This window comes from Achromobacter sp. 2789STDY5608615, assembly GCF_001298995.1.
Taxonomy (GTDB): domain Bacteria; phylum Pseudomonadota; class Gammaproteobacteria; order Burkholderiales; family Burkholderiaceae_B; genus Achromobacter; species Achromobacter insuavis.
In genome coordinates this window covers 6,977-30,293 of the sequence record NZ_CYTY01000033.1, presented here as the reverse complement: position 1 = coordinate 30,293, position 23,317 = coordinate 6,977, and the positions used below count along the sequence as shown (strand labels likewise).

Annotated in this window: 22 protein-coding genes and 1 pseudogene; 10 read left to right on the top strand and 13 right to left on the bottom strand. The window is 67.3% G+C overall.

What is annotated here, in order from left to right; translation table 11 throughout:
* Positions 1–8: 8 nt before the first annotated feature.
* From AOZ49_RS23805 to AOZ49_RS23795, 3 genes are read right to left on the bottom strand one after another with little or no spacing between them, the layout of a single operon-like run.
* Positions 9–1,007 (bottom strand): cyclase family protein, encoded by a 999-nt coding sequence (locus tag AOZ49_RS23805; protein ID WP_054478086.1) that lies wholly within the window; start codon positions 1,005–1,007, stop codon positions 9–11.
* 51 nt (positions 1,008–1,058) lie between these two features.
* On the bottom strand, positions 1,059–2,309 hold the full coding sequence (locus tag AOZ49_RS23800) for a CaiB/BaiF CoA transferase family protein (protein WP_054478084.1): 1,251 nt from the start codon (positions 2,307–2,309) through the stop codon (positions 1,059–1,061).
* A 35-nt stretch (positions 2,310–2,344) separates the two neighbouring features.
* Entirely contained in the window at positions 2,345–3,190 is an 846-nt protein-coding gene (locus AOZ49_RS23795; protein WP_054478083.1) for an HpcH/HpaI aldolase/citrate lyase family protein, read from the bottom strand.
* Between the two features lie 85 nt (positions 3,191–3,275).
* Here AOZ49_RS23795 and AOZ49_RS23790 point away from each other — a divergent pair, with 85 nt between their 5' ends.
* The 4 genes and pseudogenes from AOZ49_RS23790 (at position 3,276) to AOZ49_RS23775 (ending at position 6,662) form a co-directional block, all read left to right on the top strand.
* Positions 3,276–4,157 carry a LysR family transcriptional regulator gene (locus AOZ49_RS23790; protein WP_054478081.1) on the top strand — a complete coding sequence of 294 codons (882 nt, stop codon included), beginning with the start codon at positions 3,276–3,278 and terminating at the stop codon, positions 4,155–4,157.
* Positions 4,158–4,928 (top strand): annotated as a pseudogene (locus AOZ49_RS23785) (prephenate dehydratase); the annotation flags it as partial.
* Between the two features lie 169 nt (positions 4,929–5,097).
* On the top strand, positions 5,098–5,541 hold the full coding sequence (locus AOZ49_RS23780) for a DUF695 domain-containing protein (RefSeq protein WP_054478080.1): 444 nt from the start codon (positions 5,098–5,100) through the stop codon (positions 5,539–5,541).
* Positions 5,542–5,669: 128 nt separating this feature from the next.
* Positions 5,670–6,662 carry a quinone oxidoreductase family protein gene (locus AOZ49_RS23775; RefSeq protein ID WP_054478079.1) on the top strand — a complete coding sequence of 331 codons (993 nt, stop codon included), beginning with the start codon at positions 5,670–5,672 and terminating at the stop codon, positions 6,660–6,662.
* A 15-nt stretch (positions 6,663–6,677) separates the two neighbouring features.
* On the opposite strand, the gene AOZ49_RS23770 is transcribed toward AOZ49_RS23775, so the two are convergent.
* The 6 genes from AOZ49_RS23770 to AOZ49_RS23755 all read right to left on the bottom strand — a co-directional run bounded on the left by AOZ49_RS23770 (position 6,678) and on the right by AOZ49_RS23755 (position 12,485).
* Entirely contained in the window at positions 6,678–7,127 is a 450-nt protein-coding gene (locus tag AOZ49_RS23770; protein WP_369815858.1) for a TonB-dependent receptor domain-containing protein, read from the bottom strand.
* A 63-nt stretch (positions 7,128–7,190) separates the two neighbouring features.
* Positions 7,191–8,141 (bottom strand): hypothetical protein, encoded by a 951-nt coding sequence (locus tag AOZ49_RS32685; RefSeq protein ID WP_156355733.1) that lies wholly within the window; start codon positions 8,139–8,141, stop codon positions 7,191–7,193.
* Between the two features lie 139 nt (positions 8,142–8,280).
* Entirely contained in the window at positions 8,281–9,507 is a 1,227-nt protein-coding gene (locus AOZ49_RS32680) for a TolB-like translocation protein (RefSeq protein ID WP_156355732.1), read from the bottom strand.
* 341 nt (positions 9,508–9,848) lie between these two features.
* Positions 9,849–10,409, bottom strand: a complete 561-nt coding sequence (locus AOZ49_RS23765) for a hypothetical protein (RefSeq protein WP_231690424.1) — start codon at positions 10,407–10,409, stop codon at positions 9,849–9,851.
* A gap of 100 nt (positions 10,410–10,509) precedes the next feature.
* Positions 10,510–11,184, bottom strand: coding sequence for a hypothetical protein (locus AOZ49_RS23760; RefSeq protein WP_054478074.1), 675 nt, complete (start codon positions 11,182–11,184; stop codon positions 10,510–10,512).
* A 155-nt stretch (positions 11,185–11,339) separates the two neighbouring features.
* Positions 11,340–12,485 (bottom strand): alpha-hydroxy acid oxidase, encoded by a 1,146-nt coding sequence (locus tag AOZ49_RS23755; protein ID WP_054478073.1) that lies wholly within the window; start codon positions 12,483–12,485, stop codon positions 11,340–11,342.
* Positions 12,486–12,667: 182 nt separating this feature from the next.
* Between AOZ49_RS23755 and AOZ49_RS23750 the strand changes: the two genes are divergently transcribed.
* From AOZ49_RS23750 to AOZ49_RS23725, 6 genes are all read left to right on the top strand, one after another.
* The gene (locus AOZ49_RS23750; protein ID WP_049073302.1) at positions 12,668–13,888 is read left to right on the top strand and encodes a CaiB/BaiF CoA transferase family protein; all 1,221 of its coding nucleotides are present in this window, start codon (positions 12,668–12,670) and stop codon (positions 13,886–13,888) included.
* A gap of 35 nt (positions 13,889–13,923) precedes the next feature.
* Entirely contained in the window at positions 13,924–14,721 is a 798-nt protein-coding gene (locus tag AOZ49_RS23745) for an enoyl-CoA hydratase/isomerase family protein (protein ID WP_156355731.1), read from the top strand.
* Positions 14,722–14,816: 95 nt separating this feature from the next.
* The gene (locus tag AOZ49_RS23740) at positions 14,817–16,040 is read left to right on the top strand and encodes a CaiB/BaiF CoA transferase family protein (RefSeq protein WP_054478071.1); all 1,224 of its coding nucleotides are present in this window, start codon (positions 14,817–14,819) and stop codon (positions 16,038–16,040) included.
* Positions 16,037–18,367, top strand: coding sequence for an acyl-CoA dehydrogenase (locus AOZ49_RS23735; RefSeq protein WP_082380561.1), 2,331 nt, complete (start codon positions 16,037–16,039; stop codon positions 18,365–18,367). Before AOZ49_RS23740 ends, AOZ49_RS23735 begins: the two co-directional genes overlap by 4 nt.
* A gap of 44 nt (positions 18,368–18,411) precedes the next feature.
* The gene (locus tag AOZ49_RS23730; protein ID WP_054478069.1) at positions 18,412–19,383 is read left to right on the top strand and encodes a tripartite tricarboxylate transporter substrate binding protein; all 972 of its coding nucleotides are present in this window, start codon (positions 18,412–18,414) and stop codon (positions 19,381–19,383) included.
* Between the two features lie 63 nt (positions 19,384–19,446).
* Positions 19,447–20,409, top strand: coding sequence for a LysR family transcriptional regulator (locus tag AOZ49_RS23725; protein WP_049073298.1), 963 nt, complete (start codon positions 19,447–19,449; stop codon positions 20,407–20,409).
* Positions 20,410–20,422: 13 nt separating this feature from the next.
* Here the strand turns inward: AOZ49_RS23725 and AOZ49_RS23720 are convergent, their stop codons facing one another.
* From AOZ49_RS23720 to AOZ49_RS23705, 4 genes are read right to left on the bottom strand one after another with little or no spacing between them, the layout of a single operon-like run.
* A complete protein-coding gene (locus tag AOZ49_RS23720) occupies positions 20,423–21,319 on the bottom strand; it encodes an amidohydrolase family protein (RefSeq protein WP_054478059.1) in 897 nt (298 codons plus the stop codon).
* Positions 21,316–21,930, bottom strand: coding sequence for a carboxymuconolactone decarboxylase family protein (locus tag AOZ49_RS23715; protein WP_054478155.1), 615 nt, complete (start codon positions 21,928–21,930; stop codon positions 21,316–21,318). The genes AOZ49_RS23720 and AOZ49_RS23715 overlap by 4 nt, the downstream gene beginning before the upstream one ends.
* A 13-nt stretch (positions 21,931–21,943) precedes the next feature.
* Positions 21,944–22,558: a glutathione S-transferase family protein gene (locus tag AOZ49_RS23710; protein WP_054429769.1), complete on the bottom strand. Its 615-nt coding sequence runs from the start codon at positions 22,556–22,558 to the stop codon at positions 21,944–21,946.
* Positions 22,559–22,595: 37 nt separating this feature from the next.
* On the bottom strand, positions 22,596–23,240 hold the full coding sequence (locus tag AOZ49_RS23705) for a flavin reductase family protein (RefSeq protein ID WP_054429770.1): 645 nt from the start codon (positions 23,238–23,240) through the stop codon (positions 22,596–22,598).
* Between the last annotated feature and the right edge of the window lie 77 nt (positions 23,241–23,317).

The following is a 23,317-nucleotide window of genomic DNA, read 5'->3' as shown; positions in this document are numbered from 1 at the left end:
GCCCGAGGTCAGACGGTCGCGATGGGGTTGACCGGCGCGCCCACCAGGCCGGGCACGTACATCGGTGCGGCGGTCAGGAAGAAGGCGTGGCGGCCATGCTGGCGCAGCCAGCGCGCCAGCGGGGTCAGATGCCAGAGTTCGCCGAGCGGCAGGCCCAGCTTGAACAGGCATTGTTCGTGCAGCGGCAAGAGCGGCCCGCTGCCCGATTCCAGGTGATGGTTGCGCAGTTCCACCGCGTGGTTGTCGGCGGCGATGGCGGCGATGCGGCTGTCCTTGATCCAGGCGAGCAATTGCGCGTCGGCGCCGTCCAGCACGCAGCAGCTGGTCTTGAGCCGTTCCTGTTCGTCGTCGCCCAGGGTGAGCGCCAGGTCGGCCAGGCCGGTGTGCAGGCACAGGATGTCGCCGGGACGCGCCTGCACGCCGTCGGCCTGCATCACGTCCATCAGGTCCTGGTACGAGACCTTGCGATGCGCGTCGCCGAAGCGGGCGCGCAGGTCGACCATGACGCCGCGGCCCTGGATGCCGTGCCGCGCCATGGGCGCGATGGACAGGTCCTGCGTGCCGGTGAAGCCGTCGGCGCGCGGTTCGCTGACGGTAAACCCGTTGTAGCCGGTGGGCTGCGGCTGGCCGGTGCCGTGGGCGTCGTACATCGCGCCGACGTGGCCCAGGGCGTCCCATTGCGTGGAGTACTGCGGCGACAGCGTGACGCGGTCGTCGCTGACGACGTCGGTGGCGCCCGGCACGTCGCGCGCCAGGGGATAGCGGTAGACCGGCACGCCGTTCTTCTCGGCGGGCTGGATCACCGGGCCCTTGCGCCGCGGGTTGAGCACGGGCGCGCGCGGCACCGTCAATGGCAGGCTCAGGGAAAAAGACAGCCCTTCCCGGATTTCCGCGACGGCGGCCAGGCGCGCCTGGCGGTCCAGGTGGTTCAGGGTGCCGAGCTGGTCGTCGTCGCCGAAATCACCCCAGTTGGAGCCTTCGGGACGCTTCTGGTAGCGTGGACGCATTTTTTTGTCTCCTCGTTCTGTCTCGGACGAGTCTTGTGATCGTTTTGCTGGCTATTGCACCACCGAGGATTGCCGCAGTCGGTCGATTTCGGACGCGGTGTATCCCAGGGTGGACAGAATTTTTTCGCTGTGTTCGCCCAGGCCGGGCGCGCCGCGCCGCGTCCCAGACTCGCCGCGTCCCGCTCCGGAGTCGCCGTGCCCTGCCCCGGGCTCGCCGACGGGCGTTTGCGCGGCGTCGCCGAAATGGGCCCATTGCGCCAGGCCGAGGCAATCGCCGGCCTGCGGGTTGTGGTACGGACGCATGAGTCCCATGGCCTCGACCTGGGGATGGTCGAACATGTCCTCGACCGGGCGCACTTCGGCGCAAGGCACGCTCTGCCCAAAGCGCTCGGCCCATTCGCGCGCCGATGCGCGCGACAGCGCCTGGCGCACCCGCGGCACCAGCACGGCGGCCTGCGCCGCGCGCTTCTTGACGGAGTCGTAGTCGGGGTGTTCGGCCAACTCAGGCAGGTCGAGGTGGCCGCACAGCGCGCGCCAGAAATGCGGCGTATTGGCCGACAGGTACAGGTGGCCGTCGCGGGTGGGATGGATACCGGTGATGCCGCCCGAGCGCATGTCGCGCTCGATGTGACGCGATTCGCCGTCGGCCCACACCAGGCGGGCCGACTGCATCGCCAGCGCGCTGCCCAGCAACGAGACTTCGATCGCCTGGCCGCGTCCGGTCTTCTCGCGGCGGTAGAGGGCCGCCGCCACGCTGTTCGAGATCAGCGCGGCGCCGCAGTAATCGACCACCGAGCCGTACAGCACCTCGGGCGGACCGTCGGCCTTGGCCTGGGCCGCGCACATGCCGGTCATGGACTGCAGCACCTGGTCGTAGCCGGCGTGGCGCGCCATCGGGCCGACCGCGCCATAACCAGTCATGGCGCAATAGACCAGGCGCGGGTTGACCGCCGACAGCGTGGCGAAGTCGATGCGCAGGCGCTCGGGCACGCCGGGCCGGAAGTTGTGGACCAGCACGTCGGCCTCGCGCACCAGGCGCAGCAGGATCTCGTGGCCGGCGGCTTCCTTCAGGTTCAGGCACAGGCCGCGCTTGTTGCGGTTGATGCCCAGGAAGGCGCGGCTTTCGCTGGCCAGCGTCGACGGGTATTTGCGCAGGTTGTCGCCTTCGGGCGGCTCGACCTTGATGACGTCGGCGCCCATGTCGCCCAGCAGGGCGCAACCATAGGGGCCGGCGATATAGGCGCTCAGGTCCAGGACCTTGATGCCGGCCAGCGGCAGGTCGGCGGGGGATGCTTGTTGCATGGGGAATTCACTCATTGTCGGTGTCGGGACCGGCCTCACGCTACCCGGCCGGCGGCCAGCAGCACGTCCTGGGCGCGGCGCACGAACGGGGCGTCGATCATCTTGCCGTCGAGCAGGAAGGCGCCGACGCCGTCATGCTCGCGGCTGGCGGACACGATGCGCTCGGCCTGCGCGACCTCTTCGGCGTTGAAACCGAACACCTCGTTGGCGATGGCGATCTGGCTGGGATGCACGCACGACTTGCCCAGGAACCCGAGCGAGCGCGCCAGTTGCGCCTCGGCCCGAAAGCCGTCGGCGTCGCGCACGCGGGCATAGGCCGCGTCCATGGCGTACTTGCCGGCGCACCCCGCGGCCAGGCGCAGCGACAGCATCACCATGCGCAGCGTGTCGGGCTGGTAGCGCTCGATGCCGAGCGGCTCGAACAGGTCGGCCAGGCCCAACTGCAAGCCGGCAACGCGGGGATGGGCCGCGGCCAGTTGCGCGGCGTCGGCCAGCGCCCGCGGGGTTTCGACGGTGACCAGGAATTCACCGGCGAAGCCCGCTTCCATGGCCTCGTCGATCGCGGCGCGCAACGCGGCGGCGCTTTCGACCTTGGGCAGGTTCAGCACGTCGATGGGCAGGCCGCGCAGCGCAGCCAGGTCGGCGGGATAGTCGGGGGTGTCCGCGGCGTTGACGCGGACGATAATTTTCTTGGGATGTTGCGCATTGGCCGTGGCGACCGCGGGCGCGCCCAGCCAGGCGGCCAAAGCGGCGCGGGCTTCCTGCTTGCGGGGCGGCGCGACCGCGTCCTCCAGGTCGAAGGACAGCGCATCGGCCGCGCTGACCAGGGCCTTGTCGAACAGTTCCGGACGCGAGGCCGGGACGAAAAGCTTGCTTCTCATTGATGTCTCCTGGGGGCATTGTGGCGCTGGAGACGTGCGATCGGGGACAGCCAAATTACGATAAGACGATAGAATATCTATCATCATGAACACCGACTTCCTGCACACGCTGGCCGCCGTGGCGCGCCATGGCTCCATGGCCGAGGCCGCCCGCCGCCTGGGGCTGACCCACGGCGCGGTGGCGCAGCAGATCCGCAAGCTGGAACAGGAGCTGGGCGTGGCGCTGGTGGCGCGCGCCGGCCGCACCGTGCACCTGACCGCCAAGGCCACCGAACTGATCGGGCCGATGCGCGAGGTGCTGGAGCGGATCGAGAAGATCCGCTACCTGGCGCGCTCCGACGAGATGATGGGCGAGCTGCGGCTGGGCGCCGGCAACACGGCGCTGAATTCGATGGTGCCGGCCATCCTGGAACACCTGGTGCGGCGCCATCCTTTGATCAACGTCGAGATCCAGCCTGGCCATTCGGCGCGCTTCTACCCCGCCATCGAAAGCGGTGAACTGGACGCCGCCATCGCGCTGGAAGCGCCCTACCCGCTGTCCAAGAGCCTGGGCTGGCAGTTGCTGCGCGAAGAACCTTACGTGCTGGCGGCGGCGCCGCGCCATGCCGGGCGCCACCCGCACAGCCTGCTGACGGCGGAGCCGTTCATCCGCTACCAGCGCAGCGACTGGGGCGGCCAACACATCGACGATTACCTGCGGCGCGTCGGCATCACACCGCGCGAACGGTTCGAGCTGAACGCCATCGAATCGATCGCGGTGATGGTCAGCCGCGACCTGGGCGTGGCGATCCTGCCGCGTTCCACCAACGGCGCGATCGAACGGCTCGGCCTGCTCGCCCTGCCGCTACCCGAGCCCTGCGAGCCGCGCCGCTTCGGCCTGATCTGGTCGCGCGGATCGCCACGGCTGGCGCTGATCCGCGCCTTCCGTGACATTGCCGTTGTAGAGTATGGCAACGCGGGCGCCTGACCCGCGGGTTCCTGGACGCACCAGGCCTGTCTGGACCTGTTCGGTCCCACGGACCTGGTCGCGCTGTCGCGCGACGACCTGTTCAAGGGCTACCAGTCCGGCAAGATCGAACACGCGTGCGTGCCCGTCACGACGTCGGTCGTCGGCGTAACGCGCTATCTGGACGCCGTGCTGGACCTGCCGGACGTAATGATCGTGGCCGAGTATCCAAAGATGCTGGGTTATAGCCTGCTGGCCAGGCCCGGCACCAAGTTGGCGGACGTCAAGGAAGTGCTGGCGCATCCGGTCGCGTTCGAGGAAGTCAAGCCGTGGGTCGATCGCGAGATGCCCGCGGTCAAGCGCACCGAAGCGGCCGGCGGCGGCGCCGCCGCCAAGACGGTGGCCGACAGTCCGGGCCATGACAAGGCGTCGTTCGGCCCCAAGGTCGGCGCATCGGTCTATTCGCTGGTGTCGCTGGTGGATGGCATCGAGCAAGGGCCGCACAACGTGACCCGCTGGTGGGTGCTGGGCCGCGCGATGCCCGCGCCGACGGGGCGCGACAAGACCTCGCTGCTGGTCGACACGTCGGACGACAGGTTCAACGACACCCTGGCGGCGCTGGTCGACGCCAAGGTGCCGGTGCTGACCCTCTACGAGCGACCCAGCAAGAAGACGCTGGACACGCATCGCTACGTGATCGAGGTGGCCGGCCACGCCCGGCAGGAGCCGCTGGCGTCCGTGCTGGCGGCCCATCCGGGGATACGGTTGTTGGGTTCGTACCCGCGCAAGTGAATCCGCGCTCGTCGGCCTGACGAAAAATCCCGTTGCACTTTATTGGGGACACACGCAAATCCGCCATCGATAATGCGGACCTTCCCTCGTCAGCGCGTGCGCGCAACGCTGCCGAGCCATAACAAGCGCCGAGCCCGCAAGCCCGGCCAGCCACACAGGATTCGATTCAATGAGCAGTATTTTTCCAGGCGATCTTTGGTCCGTGGGCGAAGCCCGCATCAACGATCTGTTGGTCGTGGTCCGTTTCCGCACCGGCCTGCCGCCTGCGCCCGCGCGCCAGGTCAACGAGAACCTGGTCATCATTTCCTGGCCGTACACGGGCATCGAAAACGGCATGCCCAATGAAGCAGACAAGCAAAGCACCAACGCCTTCGAAGAAGCCATCGAGCGCAGCTTCGACGACTCCGCGCTGGCGGTGCAGGTGGCTTGCCTGACCGGCAACCACCAGAAGGAATGGCGTTTCTACACGCACGACGTCGAGGCGTTCCTGGACGCGTTCAACGCCTGCCTGGCGGGGCATCCGGTCTATCCCATCCAACTGCACATGTACAAGGATCCCGAGTGGAATGCCTTGGCGGGATTGCAGCCACAGGGCTCGGATCAGCTGCATTGAAGGCCAAGCCGGTTTGAGCCTGCCGGGTATCGATCCCGGCGGGTCCCCTCTCGAAAACCAGCATCGCTTTTCTCCATAATTATGAATTATGCTGGGCGGGCACCCTGATTCCCACCCTGGAGATCCGCATGCCCGCAGCCGCAATTTCCCGCCGCTTGATCCAATTGGACGCTTTCGGAGACGTTGGCGTGCTCCAGCTTCGGGAAGAAGCAATCGCCCCGCCCGCCCAGGGGGAAGTCCAGCTTCGGCAGATCGCCATGGGCTTCAACTACATCGATATCTATCAGCGTTCCGGAAAATATCCCCTGCCCCTGCCGACGGGGCTGGGACATGAAGCCGCCGGCGTGGTGGAAAGCGTCGGGCCGGGCGTGACGGATTTCCGCGTGGGCGACCGCGTCATTTACATGAACGCCGGCATCGGCGCCTACACCGACCGCCGCAATGTGGACGCCACCAAGCTGGCGCACATTCCCGACGGCGTCGATGAATTGAATGCGGTAGCCGTGTTCTTCAAGGCCATGACGGCCGAATACCTGCTGCGCAGGACCTATCCCGTGAAGGCCGGCGATACCGTGCTGGTCCATGCCGCCGCGGGTGGCGTGGGGCAAGTCCTGAGCAGCTGGGCCAAGGCCCTGGGCGCCGTCGTCATCGGCACGGCGGGATCGGACGAGAAATGCCGGATCGCGCGCGAGGCGGGCTGCGACCATGCCATCAACTACAGCGAGGAAGGATGGGTCGAGCGGGTGATCGCGGCCAGCGGCGGCCGCAAGGCGCAGGTGGTGTATGACTCCGTCGGGCGGCATACCTTTCTGGGCTCGCTGGACTGCGCGGCGAAATTCGGCACCGTCGTGGTGTTCGGCGCGGCATCGGGGCCGGCGCCTGCCATCGACCCCGAACTGCTGAACAAGAAAGGCTGCCTGTTTCTCACGCGGCCTTCCGTGTTTCCACACAATGCCGATGCCGCCACCTTCCGGGCCAACGCCGCGGCTGTCTTCGAGGCGCTGCACAAGGGCTGGATCAAGCCGGCGATCTCGGCCCGCTTCAGCCTGGACCGGATCGCCGATGCCCATCGCATGGCGGAGAAAAGAGAGAACGCGGGCGCCATCGTCATCGTGCCGTAGCGCCCGCGTGTTTCCTCAATACTGATACCGCATCGTCAACGTCGCGCTGCGCCCCGCCGCCCACGCGCCCTGGCTGTAGAAGCCGATCTGCGAGTAGTACTTGCGGTCCATCAGGTTGTTGACGTTCAGCTGCGCCGACAGGCTCTTGTCGAACTTGTAGCGCGCCATCAGGTTGACCAGCGCATAGCTGCCCTGCCCCACGCGCTCTTCGCCATTGGGACCGTTGGCGATCGTGTAGACATGGCTCTGCCAGTTGACGCCGCCGCCCACCGTCAACCGGTTCCAATCGCCCGGCAACTGATAGGTCGTGAACAGGCGCACCAGGCTGCGCGGCTGGTCGGTCTGGATCGGGCTGCCCTCGCCGTCACGCGCGGTCCAGTGCGACCAACCGGCCGCCACGTTCCAGCCCGGCGAGACCTCGCGCGCCCGGCCAGTTACTCGCTCCTGCGCGCTCGACGATCTCATTCCTGGGTAAACGCTTGCGATGCATGAGGCAATCGGGCAGCAACTAGGCCCGATGTTCAGCATTTATCGTGCCATCTTGGGTACGGCTACGCATTCATTAGAGACGCAAACCCAAGCATCGAATTCTCCGGATGCCTTTTTCGACCATCGCGTGCCGTCAAAAACGTAAAACCCGTTCCAGAAAAATCGCGCTGCGTTAGGGTCCTTGCCCGCGCCGGGCACAGGGTTAACGAAACTTCCAGCCAATGGTTGTGGCACACCACTCGCCGATGGGCTGGTCAACTGCATCTGACGAAGTCCCTCAATTAGAGTAATCGTTCCGTCAACCCATACTTTGAGGACTGCACCCGTATTGGGGTCATAAGCACTATCAACGCCAGAATAGAGATCCTGATAGCCGTCCCTGTAATGAGTGAATGTCGCAGTTCTACCACCAGGTCTTGTGCCGGTCACTCCCTTTATTACATACGCCAGGCCTTCCACGTTTCCTGAAAATGAAGTCCCAACAATGGTACTGCCAAAAATGTCCGTATATGTCAGGCCATTGAGCCGATCCAGCAAGCTCATTACCCAAGCGGTGAGCCCCTTTACTTTACTCCATACCGCCTCACCACCCATACGAGGCCAGTCGATAATCACCAACTTGTGATAGAAAGCAAATGCCATAAACGTCGCATACCCGCCTTCCTGCTCGGGAAGCGACTTAAAATCCACCGCTCGCAACGCTTCAAGCAGAGCGCTATCTGCCTCCGCAATCAAATATGCCTCGTTCGGTTGCCCCGCTGCCTTCGCATAAGCGATGTCGTGCGCCTTGCATATTGTGTCGATAATACTCGCCTGGCCTCCCGGAAGCATCAGTACAGGACTGTCCAGCATTTGCTGAATTGTTATATTTGGATTTCTCTGCCCAGCAGACCATCCAGGACCGCACCACTCGCCGTACACAGGCATCCAAGCTGACGCATCAAAAACAGTAAACCCATCAACACCAGTTGATTGTTGTTCTGCAGCCATTTAGCCACCTCATCGAAGTCATGAACAGAAGTGGTAGCGCATTATCAATCAACTCCAATATTGAATTGGCCGAACCGGGCAACAGAGATGCACTTCAAAGAGAAACCACGCCGAGCTTGTATAGCTGAGCCTCGCAGTTTTAGAGATCTACAGCAGACACTTGGATCAATGTCGCTTGCTCCACAGAGGGTATGCGCACGTTCTCCCAGGACTGAGTTTCAAGGCTGAATTTGGCCAATCCCACCCGTTTTTCACCTCGACTCGTGGGAAGATCCCAGAATATTGCCGCCACAAAACGACCTGCCGGGTCCGCCTCGAGTTCTTTGGGGTAGCTGCGCGTACGTGCTCTCCAAATGGTTTGACGCTTATCGGGAGAAACACGCATCAGGCCCTGAGATGGATCTTGAATCGTGCCAGCCCACACAAAGACATTTCCCTGGTCATCAGCGGTCCTAAAACTGGCATTGATGACATTGGGATATTGAACAGGCACTGGATCTTCAAGCTGCCCCCGCCTTAGCGTAAAAATTTCATTGCCATCATATTTCTTTCCATAACCCGGATTTCTTAACCGGGAGCTCGGGCCATAAGAACCAAGAAAGATTTCATTGCCATTGCGATAGAACAATTCTCTGCCACTCAGAAAATCGAACTTCTTGCCAGCAAATAATCTCTCAGACTTAGACGCAAGATCGTATTCCCAAATATTCAAATCCAATAACGAAATCTGCCCGGGAGGCAAAACTCGATCGCTTCTCCAGAAGGCGATTCTCCTTTCGTCCGGAGACATCCCCGGCGAAAGGTTCACACCAGGGGAAACTGGCAAAATTCGAAGATCCGTGCCATCACTTCGCATCATCAGAATTTGAGACGCGCCCACCCCCCGTTCAGCGTCTGCGTAGGTCTTACCATAGATAGGGTTGCGACTCATCAAGATATATGTGCCGCGAGGCGAGTAATGCGCGTAAGAATACGAATAACCTTCAGGCAACACAAAACGGGAGAGTATTCCCGACCCTAAGTTGTAGCGCATGACAAAACAACTATCTTCCTGATCGAGGCATTCCAAAAACAGCCAATACTGACCGTTGGGATGCACACTTAGAGACCGCAGATTCCGGCCCCCGTTTTGCTGTTGGAAAGCGGTTTCGTACTCGGTGATAGTCTCGAACGCTCGCGCCGCGCGCATTGGTTCCACGGTTGATATACATACCGCGGCCATGACCAATGCGAGAACCTTAACCGCCATCTTTACCAACTTTCCAACAATGATCATCGTTCCCTCGCCAGGGGACACAAGGGCCGCCATGCGTTTATCGGCGAGGCGCGCCAGCATCACAAAGAAAATAATGAGATACGATCTCATTCAACTTATAGTGTCAAGTGGGGAGCTGAATATTTAGGACGTACCGACAACACAATATGCGTAGTCAGTCTGTCATTACCTCACCCTCTACCAATCAGGCACTGGCCCACAAGCACCGCCCCACTTTGGAGGTCCAACGCCCTGAGGCGCTATCCTGACTCGCGCTCCTGATGTCGTGAACTGCGGGTTCGGCACGACGAGCCCCGAAACGTTACCGATCCACCGACTTCATATCGCAAGCCGTCTGCCCCACATCGCCGACCCCGCCGAACCGCGCACACCCGGCGTGTTACCTGCCCTCGGCGCGTTCGACAATCGTGCAATAGCATCGCGAAGAAGTATCAGGCGGCGCTAGCACCCTTCGGAACAAATAGGGCATGTGCTCCATTGGCCAGATAGGCGCCGTTCAGGCCATCAAATTTCCGTGCCGCGTCTGGCCACGCAATGAATTTCCGATCAACCCGTGTTCCGCGCTGACCCGTCGCAGCGTCAATTGACACCACCTTCTGTCCGCGCGCCCTTGCCTCATGCAGCACGATCGCCACGAATGCCTCGGTATGCTCGTCACCCGCGGGAATGGACGCTCGCAGCTCGCCGTTGAGCATCGAATCCGGAAGAAAGTCCGCGGTTCTTGACCGCAAAAGGCTGACCAGCCCCGATCCCACCAGCGCGTAGATCCACCCCTTTCCCGAGGGATGACGTTTCACATAGCGATTGTGAAAATCCGCTTCGGAGATGATGGATGCATCCACGATCGTCACGTGAACCCCGCCACACGCATCGATTCGATTCCTGTATCCCGGCCGCTCGACGTCCGGCTGCTCCCGCATGTCGACGAAGCGGATCGAGGGACGTGCTTTCAATAGCGCGGCAGCGAAGTCAGCCTCATCCACTGAAGTCATGAATAGGCACTGCTGAATCATCCTGGAGTCGGCCACGGGTCGCCCTATTCCGGTTCCGCAATGGGTGCCCGCGCCGGGATCACCGGCATGAAGCCTGCCATTACTGATCCACCGACTTCATATCGCAGCTCGTCTCCTGCACGTCGCACAGCCCCCGAAACCAGGCGCGCCCTGCCAGTTGCTCGCCCTTGGGGCGTTCGACGATCTCGTCCTTGGGCGAGCGCTTGCGGTCCACCAGGTAATCCAGCAGCACCCAGCTTTCATGGCAGGCGCGGATGCCCTGGATCTTGCCCACTTCGGTCAGCCAGTCGCTGCCCAGGTCCACCAGGCGCTGGCTGGCGGCGTCGGGCTTGGCATAACCGCGCGCGGATTGGATACCGACCCGGGCATCGTCGGCGCGGATCCAGCCTTCGCCCTTGTAGAGCTTGCGCGGCGCGCGCTCCGGATATTCTTCCTCGTTGTAGGCGTCGCTGGCGTTGGCGATCCTGAGCCAGCCGTCCCTGGCTTCCTTCACGTCGAAGGTGACGCTGTACGAATACTCCGGCTCGCCGGCGGCGGGCTTGGCGGGGATCTGGCCCAGGGCCTTGGCGCTGGCGGACGGCGCGTCGCGCACGGTGATCGACGGTTTGTCGTAGTTGGCCCAGGCGCTGAAGGCGCAGGTGGTCGCGCCCGTGGGGGCTTCGGCTTGGGCAGAGGCGGCGATGACCGGCGGCGCGGCCAGCAGCGCCAGCGTCAGCGCGGCGATCGAAGCGGTCAGACGGGGACGAATATGCATGAAAACTCCAAAGCGTCGACGATCCGGGCCCGGCCGGTCCTCGACATCCCGCAAGCCGGATTGCTATCCAACTGGCGGGCGGCGGTCCACCGGCAGGGTGTTTCTGTTTATCGGGCAGTTCCGCGACTGTATCAAACCCGCCGCCGGCGGCCGCTTCAACGGAACCGCAGATGCCGCCGCTGCAGCTCCGCCACCGTCCGGCAGCCCATCAGCTTCATCGCGCGCTCGATCTCCACGCGCATCTGCTCCAGCGCCCGTTCCACGCCGGGCCGTCCGGCGGCGGCCAGCGGGAACAGGTAGTAGCGGCCCAGCCCCACCGCCTTGGCGCCCAGCGCCAGCGCCTTGAGCACGTGCGTGCCGCGCTGCACGCCGCCGTCCATCATCACGTCGATGCGGTCGCCGACGGCGTCAACGATCTCGGCCAGCTGGTCGAAGGCGCTGCGCGAGCCATCGAGCTGGCGGCCGCCGTGGTTGGACAGGACGATGCCGGTGCAGCCGATATCGACGGCGCGCCTGGCGTCCTCGACCGACATGATGCCCTTCAGGCAGAACTGGCCGCCCCACTCGCGCACCATGGCGGCGACGTCGTCCCAGGTCATGGCGGGGTCGAGCATCTCGGTGAAATAGCGGCTGATGGACATGGCGCCGCCGCCCATGTCGACGTGGCCGTCCAGCTGCGGCAGGCGGAAGCGTTCGTGGGTGGCGTAGTTGATGGCCCAGGCCGGCTTGATGGCGAACTGGGCGATGCCGGCCAGGTTCAGGCGGAACGGGATGGCAAAGCCGGTGCGCTTGTCGCGCTCGCGGTTGCCGCCGGTGATGCTGTCGACCGTCAGCATCATGACCTGCACCCCGGCGGCCTTGGCGCGCGCCATCATGTCGCGGTTCAGGCCGCGGTCCTTGTGGAAGTAGAACTGGTAGACCTGCGGGCCGCCGCTGATCTGGCGCGCCTCTTCCAGGCTGACGGTGCCCAGCGACGACACCCCGAACATGGTGCCGAACTTGCCGGCGGCGGCGGCCACGGCGCGTTCGCCGTCGTGGTGGAACAGGCGTTGCAGCGCGGTGGGCGAGCAGTAGACCGGCAAGGCCAGCTTCTGGCCCATGACGGTGACCGACATGTCGACGTCGGCCACGCCGCGCAGCACGTCGGGCACCAGGTCGCAGGCCTCGAAGGCCTCGGTGTTGCGGCGGTAGGTGGTCTCATCGTCGGCGGCGCCGTCGATGTAGTTGAAGATCGGGCCGGGCAGCCGCTGGCGCGCCATGCGGCGGAAGTCGTGGAAATTCTGGCACTGGTTCAGGCGCATCGGGGGACCTTTGTCTACGCTGCACGGACTACCGGAATGCCCCTTGCGACCCGGGCATGCTGGGCCGAATTGTACCGGGGACGGCGTCCCATCACGCATAACAGCTTTGCCATCCGGGTGGAGCCTGCCGCGACGCGGAAATCCTAGACTGGCCGCACTTCACAGCAGTCAAGGAGAAGGCGTTGCAGCCGCTGTTATCAAACCTGAAAGTGCTGGACCTGAGCCGCGTGCTGGCCGGCCCGTGGGCCAGCCAGATCCTGGCCGACCTGGGCGCCGATGTCATCAAGGTCGAGCGGCCCGGCCAGGGCGACGACACCCGGTCCTGGGGGCCGCCCTTCCTGAAGGACGAGCAGGGCCAGGACACGGCGGACGGCGCCTACTTCGTGGCCACCAACCGGGGCAAGCGCTCGATCACGCTGGACCTGCAGACGGCCGAGGGCCAGGCGCTGGTCAAGCAGCTGTGCCGCGACGCGGACGTGGTGCTGGAGAACTACAAGGTCGGCACGCTGGCGCGGCTGGGGCTGGACTATGCGTCGCTGTCGGCGATCAATCCGCGCCTGGTGTATTGCTCGGTCACGGGGTTCGGCCAGACCGGGCCGCGCGCGGCCGAGCCGGCCTACGACTTCCTGATCCAGGCCATGGGCGGGCTGATGAGCGTGACCGGCGAGCGCGACGACCGGCCGGGCGGCGGGCCGCAGAAGGTGGGCGTGCCGATCGTCGACCTGACCACCGGCGTGTACGCGGCGCTGGGCATCGTGGCCGCCCTGCTGCGGCGCGCGCAGACCGGCCAGGGCGAGTACATCGACGTGGCCATGCTGGACGTGCAGGTGGGCCTATTGGCCAACCAGGCCATGAACTTCCTGCTGGGCGGGCGGGTGCCGCGCCGCACCGGCACCGCGCACCCGAATATCCAGCCGCAGCGCACCTTTGCCTGCGCCGATGGCGACATCGTCATCGTGGTGGGCAATGACGCGCAGTTCGCCACCCTGTGCGAGGCGCTGGGCCAGCCCGGCCTGGCGCGCGATCCGCGCTATGTCAGCAACAGCCAGCGCGTGAAGAACCTGGACACGCTCGATCCGCTGCTGGACGCCATTTTCATCGGCGAGCCGCGCGCCCACTGGCTGGACCTGCTCAAGCGGGCCGGGGTGCCGGCCGGCTCGATCAACACGGTGCCCGAGGTGTTCGAAGACCCGCAGGTGCTGCACCGCGGCATGCTGCGGCGCCTGCCCCACCCCGCCGCCGGCGAGGTGCCGCAGGTGATGAACCCGCTGCGCTTCGGCCAATCGGCGCTGCGGGTGGACCGCGCGCCGGCGCTGCTGGGCCAGCACACCGACGAGGTGCTGGCCGAACTGGGACTGAGCGCGGCGCAGATCCAGGACTACCGCGACCGCAAGATCATCTGACCGGCCCCACAGACCGGACCACAAGGAGACACACCATGACCATGCCGGAAAACCTGGCCGGGCCCTACACCGCGCTGGACGTCAGCCTCGACGGCGGCGTCGCCACCATCCTGCTGGCCAATCCCCCCGTCAACGCGCTCAGCACCGAGATGATGAACGAGCTGTCGTGGGTGCTGGACCGCATTTCCGAGACGCCCGAGGTGCGGGCGGTGGTGCTGTCGGGCCAGGGCAAGACCTTCTGCGCCGGCGCCGACCTGAAGAACCGCGCCGCCACCATCAAGGGGCCGGGCGACCTGCCTCAGCATTCGCGCCGCACGCGCGAGTGCTTCCATGCGCTCCGCGAATGCGCCAAGCCGGTGGTGGGCGCCATCAACGGCGCCGCGCTGGGCGCGGGGCTGGCGATCGTGGCCTCGTGCGACATCCTGCTGGCGGCGTCCGACGCGGTGGTGGGCCTGCCGGAGATCAACGTCGGGCTGCTGGGCGGCGGCCGCCATGGCATGCGGCTGTTCGGCCATTCGCGGCTGCGGCGCATGATGCTGACCGGGCTGCGGGTGGACGGCAACGAGCTGTACCGCCTCGGCGTGGTCGAGGAAGCGCTGCCGGCGGACGCGCTGATGCCGCGCGCGCTGGAGCTGGCGCGCGAGCTGGCCGCCAAGAGCCCGCTGGCGACCATGCTGGCCAAGCAGACGCTCAACGCCATCGAGGACATGAGCCTGCGCGACGGCTATCGCTACGAGCAGGACATGACGGCGGCCATCGCCAAGACCGAGGATGCCATGGAGGCGCGCCGCGCCTTCCTGGAAAAGCGCGCGCCGGTGTTCCAGGGCCGTTAGCGGCACGGCCCCCGCGCATAACAGCTATTGCGGCGGCGCCGTAGGTGCAAGGCCCGGCGCTGCCTACACTTCGCAAAAAAAACCAAGGAGACGACATGACGAGCGCGTTGGACGGCGTGAAGGTGCTGGACCTGAGCCGGGTGTTTTCGGGACCGTGGGCGGCGCAGATGCTGGCCGACTTCGGCGCCGACGTGATCAAGGTCGAGCGCCCCGGGCGCGGCGACGACGTGCGCCACCAGGGCTATCCGCTGCCTGGCCGCGACGGCGCGCCGAGCCCGCAGACCTCGTCGTTCGTGGCCATGAACCGCGGCAAGAAGTCGCTGACCATCGACATCTCCCGGCCCGAGGGCCAGGCGCTGGTGCGGCGGCTGGCCCAGCAGGCGGACATCGTCATCGAGAACTTCAAGGCCGGCGACCTGCGCCGCTACGGGCTGGACTATGCCGCGCTGGCGGCGGTCAATCCGCGCCTGGTGTATTGCTCGATCACCGGCTTCGGCCAGAGCGGGCCGTACAGCCATCTGCCGGGCTATGACCCGATCTTCCAGTCCATGAGCGGGCTGATGAGCGTGACCGGCGTGCCCGACGGCGAGCCGGGCGCGGGGCCGGTCAAGGCGGGCTACTCGGTGTCGGACCTGACGGCGGGCTTCTATGCGGTATGCGCCATCCTGGCGGCGCTGCGGCACCGCGACCAGGTGTCGGGCGCGGGCCAGCACATCGACCTGGCGCTGCTGGACGCGCAGATCGCAGCGCTGTCGCACATCGGCATGAACTATCTGGCCAGCGGCCAGTTGCCGGCGCGCATGGGTTCGGCCTCGCAGATCACCGCGCCGTTCCGCGCCTTCGAATGCCGGGACGGCCACCTGATGGTGGCGGTGGGCAACGACTCGCAGTTCCGCGCCTTCTGCGAGGTGATCGGGCTACCCGAGCTGGGGCGCGATGCGCGCTTCGATACCAACCCCAAGCGCGCCGCCGCGCAGCCGGCGCTGTCGCGGCTGATCGAGCCGGCGCTGCGCGCCCGCAGCGTGCAGGACTGGAATCAGGCGCTGGCGGCGGCCAACGTGCCTTGCGGGCCCATCTACACCATGGACCAGGTGTTCGAGGACCCGCAGGTGAGCCACCGCGAGATGCTGGGCAGCGTCGAGCACCCGCAATTGGGCGCCCTGCCGGTCATCCGCAACCCGATCCATTTTTCCGGCACGCCGATCGCGGGCGGCCTGCCGCCGCCCCTGCTGGGCGAGCACACGGCCGAGATCCTGCGCGCCGAACTGGGGCTGTCCGATGACGAGATCGCCCGGCTGCAGGCGGAGGGCATCGTATGAGCGGCGTGGACCATGACCTGATCGAAGAGATCCGCGACAGCGCGCGCGACTTCCTGCAACGGCGCGACCAGCGCCAGCGCAAGCGCGCCGAGACGCCGCCGGACCGCGACTATTGGCGCGAGATCGCCGAGGTCGGCTGGCTCGGCATGAGCGTGCCCGAGACGCTGGGCGGCCTGGGCCTGGGCTGGCGGGCGATGGCGGCGGTGCTGGAGGAAGCCGGCCGCGCGCAGCTGCCGGAGCCGCTGGTCGGCGCCGGCGTGCTGCCGGCGGCGCTGCTGGCGCGGATCGAGCCGGTCGATGCGGCGCGGCGCGACGCGCTGTTGCAGGCCGTGTGCGGCGGCGAAACGCTGCTCGGGCTGGCCTGGCAGGAAACCGAAGGCCAGCTGGAGGCCGGCGAGGCCGCCACGGCCTTCGGCGTCAGCGTGATCCAACGCGAGGGCGCGTATGTGCTCAATGGCGAGAAGCGCCACGTGGTGCCGGGGGCCGGCGTCGATGGCTGGCTGGTCACGGCCGATGGCGAGCGCGGCACCGCCCTCTTCTTCGTCGCGGCCGACACCCCGGGCGTGACCGCGCAGGTCCACGCGCGCGCCGACGGCGCCGCCGCCTGCCACCTGGCGATCGAGTCGGCGGTGGTGCCGGCGGACGCGCTGCTGGCGCGCGACGGCGTGCTGGACGCGGTCGACGAGGCGCTGGACCTGGGCCGCCTGATGCAGTCGGCGGAACTGGTGGGGGTGGCGCGGCAGGCGCTGGCCGATTCGGTGGCCTACCTGAACACGCGCCAGCAGTTCGGCCGGCCGCTGGCGTCGTTCCAGGCCCTGCAGCACCGGCTGGTGGATGCCGCCATGCAGGTCGAGCCGGCGGCCAACAGCCTGCTGGACGCGCTCGATGCGCTGGCCGCGCGGCCGGGCGACGCCACCCTGCGCAAGACGGTGGCCAGCCGCGCCAAGGCCCGCGCCGCGCGCGCCGGCCTGGAGGCGGCGCGGCTGGCGATCCAGCTGCACGGTGCCATCGGCTACACCGAGGAATGCGACGTCAGTCTGTATTTCCGCAGCGCGCTGCACCTGGCGGCCTGGCTGGGCAATGCCGCCGCCCATCGCCAGCGCTACGGCGCGCTGGCGGCGCTGCCCGCGCCCGGCGCCGATGACGACGACGCCGCGCCCATCACGGACTTTCCGCGCGAGGCCGACTGGAACGGCATGCCGGAAGCCGATTTCCGCCGGCTGGCGCGCGGCTTCTTCCGCGCCCATTATCCCGAGCACCTGCGCCACGTGCCGTGGCGGCTGCACTGGGACGAGATCAAGGACTGGTATTTCACGCTGGCGCGCCAGGGCTGGATCGCGCCGTCGTGGCCGCGCGAGCACGGCGGCATGGCGCTGTCGCCGGCGCGCCAGATCGCCTTCATCGAAGAGGCCGAGCGCCACGGCGTGGCGCGCGCGCCCGACCAGGGGCTGGTGATGCTGGGGCCAATCCTGATCCGCCACGGCACCGAGGAACAGCGCGCGCGCTTCCTGCCGGGCATCCTGTCGGGCGAGGCGGTGTGGGCGCAGGGCTATTCGGAGCCGAACGCCGGCTCGGACCTGGCCTCGCTGCGCTGCGAGGCGCTGGTGGACGGCGACGACCTGATCGTGAGCGGCCAGAAGACCTGGTCGACGCTGGCGCAGGACGCAACCCACATGTTCATGCTGGTGCGCACCGACAAGACGGTCAAGAAGCAGGCCGGCATCAGTTTCCTGCTGGTGGACCTGGCCAGTCCGGGCGTGAGCCGCCGCCCCATCCGCACGCTCTCGGGCCACGAGGAATTCTGCGAGGTGTTCTTCGACCAGGTGCGCGTGCCGCGCGCCAACCTGGTGGGCGAGCTGAACGCCGGCTGGGGCATCGCCAAGGCGCTGCTGGGCTTCGAGCGCCTGTTCAGCGGCAGCCCCAAGCACGCCAACCATGCCCTGCAGCAGATCTTCAGCATCGCGCGCCAGCGCGGCCTGCTGGCCGACCCGGCGTTCGCCGACCGGCTGGCCGAGCTGCGGCTGGACGCGGCCGACCTGACCGCGATGTACAGCGTCTTCGCCGAGCTGGCCAAGGCCGGCCGGCCGCTGCCGCCCGAGCTGTCGCTGCTGAAGGTCTGGGCCACCGAGACGCACGAGCGGCTGGGCGCCCTGCTGATCCAGATCGCCGAGGAATACGGCGGCGCGGCGATGCGGCTGGGCTATGGCAACGGCCAGGTGCACGCGCTGGCGCCGTACGTCAACGCGCTGGCGGCGACCATTTTCAGCGGCACCAACGAGATCCAGCGCAATATCTACGCCAAGCAGTTGGGGCTGGAAGGCGCATGACAACGACGCGCCGGCCGCGAGCCGGCGCCACAGGAGAGAGACAGATGAAACACGCTACCGCACTGACGGCGGCCGCCCTGCTGCTGGGCGCCGCCTTTGCCGCCCCGGGCCACGCCGCCGCGCCCTGGCCGAGCCAGCCGATCCGGCTGATCGTGCCCTACCCGCCCGGCGGCTCGGTCGACAACCTGGCGCGACTGCTGGCGCCGGCGCTGGGCCAGCGGCTGGGCCAGACCATCGTGATCGAGAACAAGGCCGGCGCCAGCGGCACCATCGGCGTGGACGCCACGGTGCGCGCCACGCCCGACGGCAACACCTTCGGCTTCGGCGTGCCCGGCGCCATCACCGGCCTGCCGCACGTCATGAAGGTGCCGTACGACGTGTCCAAGATCCAGTACGTGTCGCTGGTGGCGCGCATTCCGCTGGTGCTGGTGGTCAACCCGTCCCTGCCCGACGCCACGCTGGCCGATTTCGTCGCCAGCGCCAAGCGCCAGCCCGGCAAGTACAACTATGGCTCGGCCGGCAACGTCACCACGCCGCACCTGGGCGGCGAGCTGCTCAAGCAGCAGACCGGCATCGACATCATGCACGTGCCGTACAAGGGCGCCTCGCCCGCGGTCACGGCGCTGCTGTCCAACGAGGTGCAGATGTTCCCGGGCGACGCCTCGGCGGTGCTGGGCTTCATCAAGGCCGGCAAGCTGCGCACGCTGGCGGTGGCCAGCCCGACGCGCTTCGAGGGCCTGCCGGACGTGCCGACCACCCAGGAAGCGGGTTTTCCCGGTGTGATCGTGGAATCGAACTACGGCATCATCGCCCCGACAGGGACGCCGCCGGAGATCGTGCAGAAGATGTCGCAGGCCATCGCCCAGACCCTGGCCGAGCCGGCCCTGCGGCAGAAGATGATCGACCAGGGCGCCATCCCCACGGCCACCACGCCCGAGGCCTACCAGGCGCTGATGCAGGCCGAGTCGAAGAAATGGGGCGAGGTGATCCGGCGCGGCAAGCTGGGGCTGGAATAGTCCCATGCCGGCCCGCTTTTGCCGTACCCTTATGCCGTCTCTTTTGTTGCCGCCTTATCGATCATGCCGCCTGCCAAAGCCACGGGCCTGAGCCTGGACGTCACCGCCGACCTGCACAAGTGGCGGGCCTTCCTGGCGATCGCGGAACTGGGCAGCATCTCGCGCGCCGCCCTCTATCTGGACCAGGACCAGTCGGTGCTGAGCCGCCGCATCAACGCGCTGGAACGCGAGTGCAACGCGCGGCTGTTCAACCGCACCGGGCGCGGCGTGCACCTGTCGGAAGTGGGCGAGCGCCTGTTTCCGCTGGTGCGCACGCTGCTGGGCGACGCCGAGCGGCTGGAACTGGAGCTGAACGGCGAGGCGCGCGAGCCGGCCGGCGAGGTCACGCTGGGGCTGCTGCCGTCCACCGCGCACCCGCTGATCCGGCGGCTGTTCTCGCGGCTGCGCAAGCAATTTCCCAAGGTACACCTGAAGATCCTGGAAGGCTCCAGCGGCCAGATCGAGGAATGGCTGACCGACAGCCGCGTCGATATCGCCATCCTGTACCGCTACGGCGACAAGTGCCCGCCGGGCGAACAGGCGCTGGCCTCGGTCGATTCGTACCTGGTGGGCGCGGCGGGCGACCCGCTGACGCGCGGCGGCGAGGTCGCGTTCGAACAGCTGGACGGCCTGCCCTTCATCCTGCCCGGCGCGCCCAACGGCCTGCGCAATGCGCTGGACGGGCTGGCGCGGGCGCGCAAGATCAGCATCGCGCCGCTGATCGAGGCCGATTCGCTGCCGCTGATGAAGTCCATCGTCGAGCACGAACACATGTACACGGTGCTGCCGCTGCACGCGGTCTGGCAGGAGGTGCAGGAAGGCCGCCTGGGCATCGCGGCGCTGCGCGATCCGGCCATGGGCCGCATCATCTCGATGGCGTTCGCCCGCGCCAAGGGGCCGGGCCGCACCGTCACCGAAGTGGCCGCGCAGATCCAGAGCCTGGTGCGCGAGATCGGCGGCGAAGGCGTGTGGCACGCCAGCCCCTGACGGGGCCGGCGCTTCAATCGAAGCCGTAGAGCCGCGCGGGATTGTCGACCCAGACCTTGCGGCGCATGGCGTCATCGCCCAGCCAGCGCTGCGCCACCGCCACCAGGGCGTCGGCGGACGGCGCCGACTCGCCCATGCGCACGAACGGCCAGTCCGAGCCCCACAGCACCTGGTCGGGGTTGGCGGCGACGAAGGCGTCGTGGAGGAAGCGCGCATTCTCGTAGTCCGGCGCGCTGCCGACGCGGCACAGCGTCAGCCTCATCCACAGGCGGCCGTCGGCCAGCAGGCCGCGCAGCAGCTGGAACGCCGGGTCCTGGTCGCCACGCGCCGGGACCAGGCTGCCCAGGTGGTCGATCACCAGCGGCAGGTCCAGCTTCGCCAGCGCCGGCAGGTGGCGCAGATAGGTATCGCAAGGCGCCCACAGCTGCGCGTGCAGGCCGTGGTGTTTCATGCGCGGGGCCAGCGCGGCGACCTGGTCGAACCCCACGCTGCCCGGAAACAGGTTGCCGGCGGGGTCGCGCGCCTCGACGAAGCGCAGTCCGCGCACGCCGCCGTCATACAGGGCTTGCAGTTGCGCATCGCTGACCGACGGGTCGGCCACCGCGATGCCGCGCAGGCGATCGCCGCCTTGCGCCAGCGCGTCCAGCAAGGCATCGGGGTGTGTGCCGTAGGGCGCCGGCTGCACCAGCACGCCGCGCGCGGCGCCCAGGGTGTCCAGCATGCGCAGATAACGCGTCGCCGGCGCGTCGGGCGCGGCATAGGACGACGGGTGCCAGAGCGGGAAGCGGTCGTAGGGGCCGAACACGTGGCAGTGCGTGTCGCAGGCCCGCGGCGGCAGGGGCTGCACGGGCGCGGCAGGCATGCGCGGCGTCTCGACGCGGTCGGGCACGTAGGCGCGGGCGGCGGTCATGCCTGGCCCTCCCCGGCCAGCGGCGCCAGCCGGCTCAGCGCCGGATGGCCGTCCTGTTGCGGCAGGTCCAGCGGCGCGGGCGCGTCGTCCGGCATCGGGATCTCGTGCGCGTTCAGCGTCATCGACACCATGGTGTAGTAGCCGATGACGGCGGTCAGCTCGACCACGCCGACGGCGGCCCAGCGCTGCACCGCCTCGGCATACAGGGCGGGCTCGACCTGGCCGGTCTCCTGCAGCTGGCGGGCGTAGGCGTAGACGATCTCGTCGTCGCGGTTGTCGAAGGCCGGCTCGCGCCGCGCCTGGATGGCGTCCAGCACCGCGTCCGCAATGCCGACGGCGCGGGCGGCCTGGGCGTGGATGTGCCATTCGATCTGGCTGTTCCACCGGCGCGCGGTGACCACGATGGCCAGCTCGCTGACGCGCGGCGGCAGGCTGGTGCCAAAGCGCAGCAAGGCGCCCAGCGCCTGCCAGCGCTCGGCCAGCTCGGGGTTGTGCAGCGCGGCGCGCAAGGGGCCGACCAGCCGGCCGCGCGGACCGGAGACGATGCGCTCGTAGACGCGCTTCTGGTCGTCGCTCATGCTGTCGGGCGTGGGCAGGGGAATGCGGCTCATCATCGTCCTTCGCTCAAGGCGTTTCGTCGGGTTGGCTGCGCGCTACCGAGGGCCGCGCGCTGAAGTCCTGGTGCCAGGCGGCCAGCGCCGGATGGCCATCGCGCCAGGCCAGGTCCGGGAAACGATAGTCCAGATACGACAACGCGCAACCGATGGCAATCAGGCCCAGGTCGAAGCGGCTGGCGCGCAGGGCCGGCGCCTCGGCTTCCAGCACGGCCAGCACGGCGCCGGTCTTCAGCGCGAAGGCGTCGAGCCAGGCCTGGGTCTGCTTCTCGACCGGCTTGTTGCGTTCCTGCCGGTACAGCAGCAGCGCGTCCAGGAAACCGTCGCCCAGCGCCTGGCGGCGCTCGGCCAGCAGGCGCGCGGCCGGGTCCGCCGGCAGCAGGCCGGCGCCGGCCAGGCCGTCCAGATAGGCGCAGATGACGCGCGAGTCGTAGACCGGCGTGCCGTCGTCCAGCACCAGCGTCGGCAGCTTGATCAGCGGGTTGTCGGCCACCAGGTCGAGGTTGGGCTTGTCCATGGCGACCGGCGTGCGCACCAGCGTCACGCGGTCGGCAATGCCGGCTTCGTACAGGACGATCATCACCTTGCGCACGAAGGGCGAGCGCGGCGACCAATGCAGTTTCATCAAGAGGCTCCCAGGAGATTCGATATCGCGATGCGGTTCAATGGCCCTGCGCGGGCCGCACCGCCGGATCGTTGGCGGCGTCCGGCGCGCGCATCTGGAACAGGTCGCTGGTGTGCGCGTACCAGCCGGCGCCGTGCATGCGGCCCAGCAGGCGCAGCGCGGGGGTGTCCACATGGAAGCGCTGCGCGTCCAGCAGCGCGTCGTCGCGCAGGTACAGCGCCACCACCCGCGCCAGCACGATGACGCGCTGCGGCGCGGCATCCAGCACCTGCCACACGCGGCATTCCAGCGCCGCCGGGCTGAGCGCGATGCGCGGCGGCGCGACCACCAGCGAGGGCTCGGTCGCCAGCCCGGCGCGCGTCAGCTCATCGACGTCGGCCACGTAGTCCAGGCTGGTGTGGTTCATCTGCGCGGCCAGTTCGGCCGACACCAGGTTGATGACGAACTCGCCGGTCTCCAGGATGTTGCGCGAGGTGTCCTTCAACTGCCCGCCGCGCGGGCCGATGCCCAGCGCCACGATCGGCGGATCGCTGCTGACCACGTTGAAGAACGAGAACGGCGCGGCGTTGCGTTGCCCCTGCGCCGACTGGCTCACCACCCAGGCGATGGGGCGCGGCACCACCACGCTGGAGAGCAGCTTGAAGGCATTGGTGGTGCTCAGTTGGCTGAAATCGAAATTCATGGATGCGTTCCTCGCGCCCTCATTTGGCCAGCAGCCCCAGCGCGCCCAGCAGCCGGCGCATGTCGGCCTGGTCCTTG

Excerpts from the sequence above, each read along its gene's own strand:
- AOZ49_RS23805 (WP_054478086.1), bottom strand. The coding sequence starts at position 1,007 with ATGCGTCCACGCTACCAGAAGCGTCCCGAAGGCTCCAACTGGGGTGAT.
- AOZ49_RS23780 (WP_054478080.1), top strand. The coding sequence starts at position 5,098 with ATGAGCAGTATTTTTCCAGGCGATCTTTGGTCCGTGGGCGAAGCCCGC.
- AOZ49_RS23770 (WP_369815858.1), bottom strand. The coding sequence starts at position 7,127 with ATGAGATCGTCGAGCGCGCAGGAGCGAGTAACTGGCCGGGCGCGCGAG.
- AOZ49_RS23760 (WP_054478074.1), bottom strand. The coding sequence starts at position 11,184 with ATGCATATTCGTCCCCGTCTGACCGCTTCGATCGCCGCGCTGACGCTG.
- AOZ49_RS23790 (WP_054478081.1), top strand. The coding sequence starts at position 3,276 with ATGAACACCGACTTCCTGCACACGCTGGCCGCCGTGGCGCGCCATGGC.
- AOZ49_RS23715 (WP_054478155.1), bottom strand. The coding sequence starts at position 21,930 with ATGAGCCGCATTCCCCTGCCCACGCCCGACAGCATGAGCGACGACCAG.
- AOZ49_RS32680 (WP_156355732.1), bottom strand. The coding sequence starts at position 9,507 with ATGAGATCGTATCTCATTATTTTCTTTGTGATGCTGGCGCGCCTCGCC.
- AOZ49_RS23730 (WP_054478069.1), top strand. The coding sequence starts at position 18,412 with ATGAAACACGCTACCGCACTGACGGCGGCCGCCCTGCTGCTGGGCGCC.
- AOZ49_RS23705 (WP_054429770.1), bottom strand. The coding sequence starts at position 23,240 with ATGAATTTCGATTTCAGCCAACTGAGCACCACCAATGCCTTCAAGCTG.
- AOZ49_RS23800 (WP_054478084.1), bottom strand. The coding sequence starts at position 2,309 with ATGCAACAAGCATCCCCCGCCGACCTGCCGCTGGCCGGCATCAAGGTC.
- AOZ49_RS23735 (WP_082380561.1), top strand. The coding sequence starts at position 16,037 with ATGAGCGGCGTGGACCATGACCTGATCGAAGAGATCCGCGACAGCGCG.
- AOZ49_RS23795 (WP_054478083.1), bottom strand. The coding sequence starts at position 3,190 with ATGAGAAGCAAGCTTTTCGTCCCGGCCTCGCGTCCGGAACTGTTCGAC.
- AOZ49_RS23775 (WP_054478079.1), top strand. The coding sequence starts at position 5,670 with ATGCCCGCAGCCGCAATTTCCCGCCGCTTGATCCAATTGGACGCTTTC.
- AOZ49_RS32685 (WP_156355733.1), bottom strand. The coding sequence starts at position 8,141 with ATGGCTGCAGAACAACAATCAACTGGTGTTGATGGGTTTACTGTTTTT.
- AOZ49_RS23725 (WP_049073298.1), top strand. The coding sequence starts at position 19,447 with ATGCCGCCTGCCAAAGCCACGGGCCTGAGCCTGGACGTCACCGCCGAC.
- AOZ49_RS23740 (WP_054478071.1), top strand. The coding sequence starts at position 14,817 with ATGACGAGCGCGTTGGACGGCGTGAAGGTGCTGGACCTGAGCCGGGTG.
- AOZ49_RS23765 (WP_231690424.1), bottom strand. The coding sequence starts at position 10,409 with ATGACTTCAGTGGATGAGGCTGACTTCGCTGCCGCGCTATTGAAAGCA.
- AOZ49_RS23710 (WP_054429769.1), bottom strand. The coding sequence starts at position 22,558 with ATGAAACTGCATTGGTCGCCGCGCTCGCCCTTCGTGCGCAAGGTGATG.
- AOZ49_RS23755 (WP_054478073.1), bottom strand. The coding sequence starts at position 12,485 with ATGCGCCTGAACCAGTGCCAGAATTTCCACGACTTCCGCCGCATGGCG.
- AOZ49_RS23720 (WP_054478059.1), bottom strand. The coding sequence starts at position 21,319 with ATGACCGCCGCCCGCGCCTACGTGCCCGACCGCGTCGAGACGCCGCGC.
- AOZ49_RS23745 (WP_156355731.1), top strand. The coding sequence starts at position 13,924 with ATGACCATGCCGGAAAACCTGGCCGGGCCCTACACCGCGCTGGACGTC.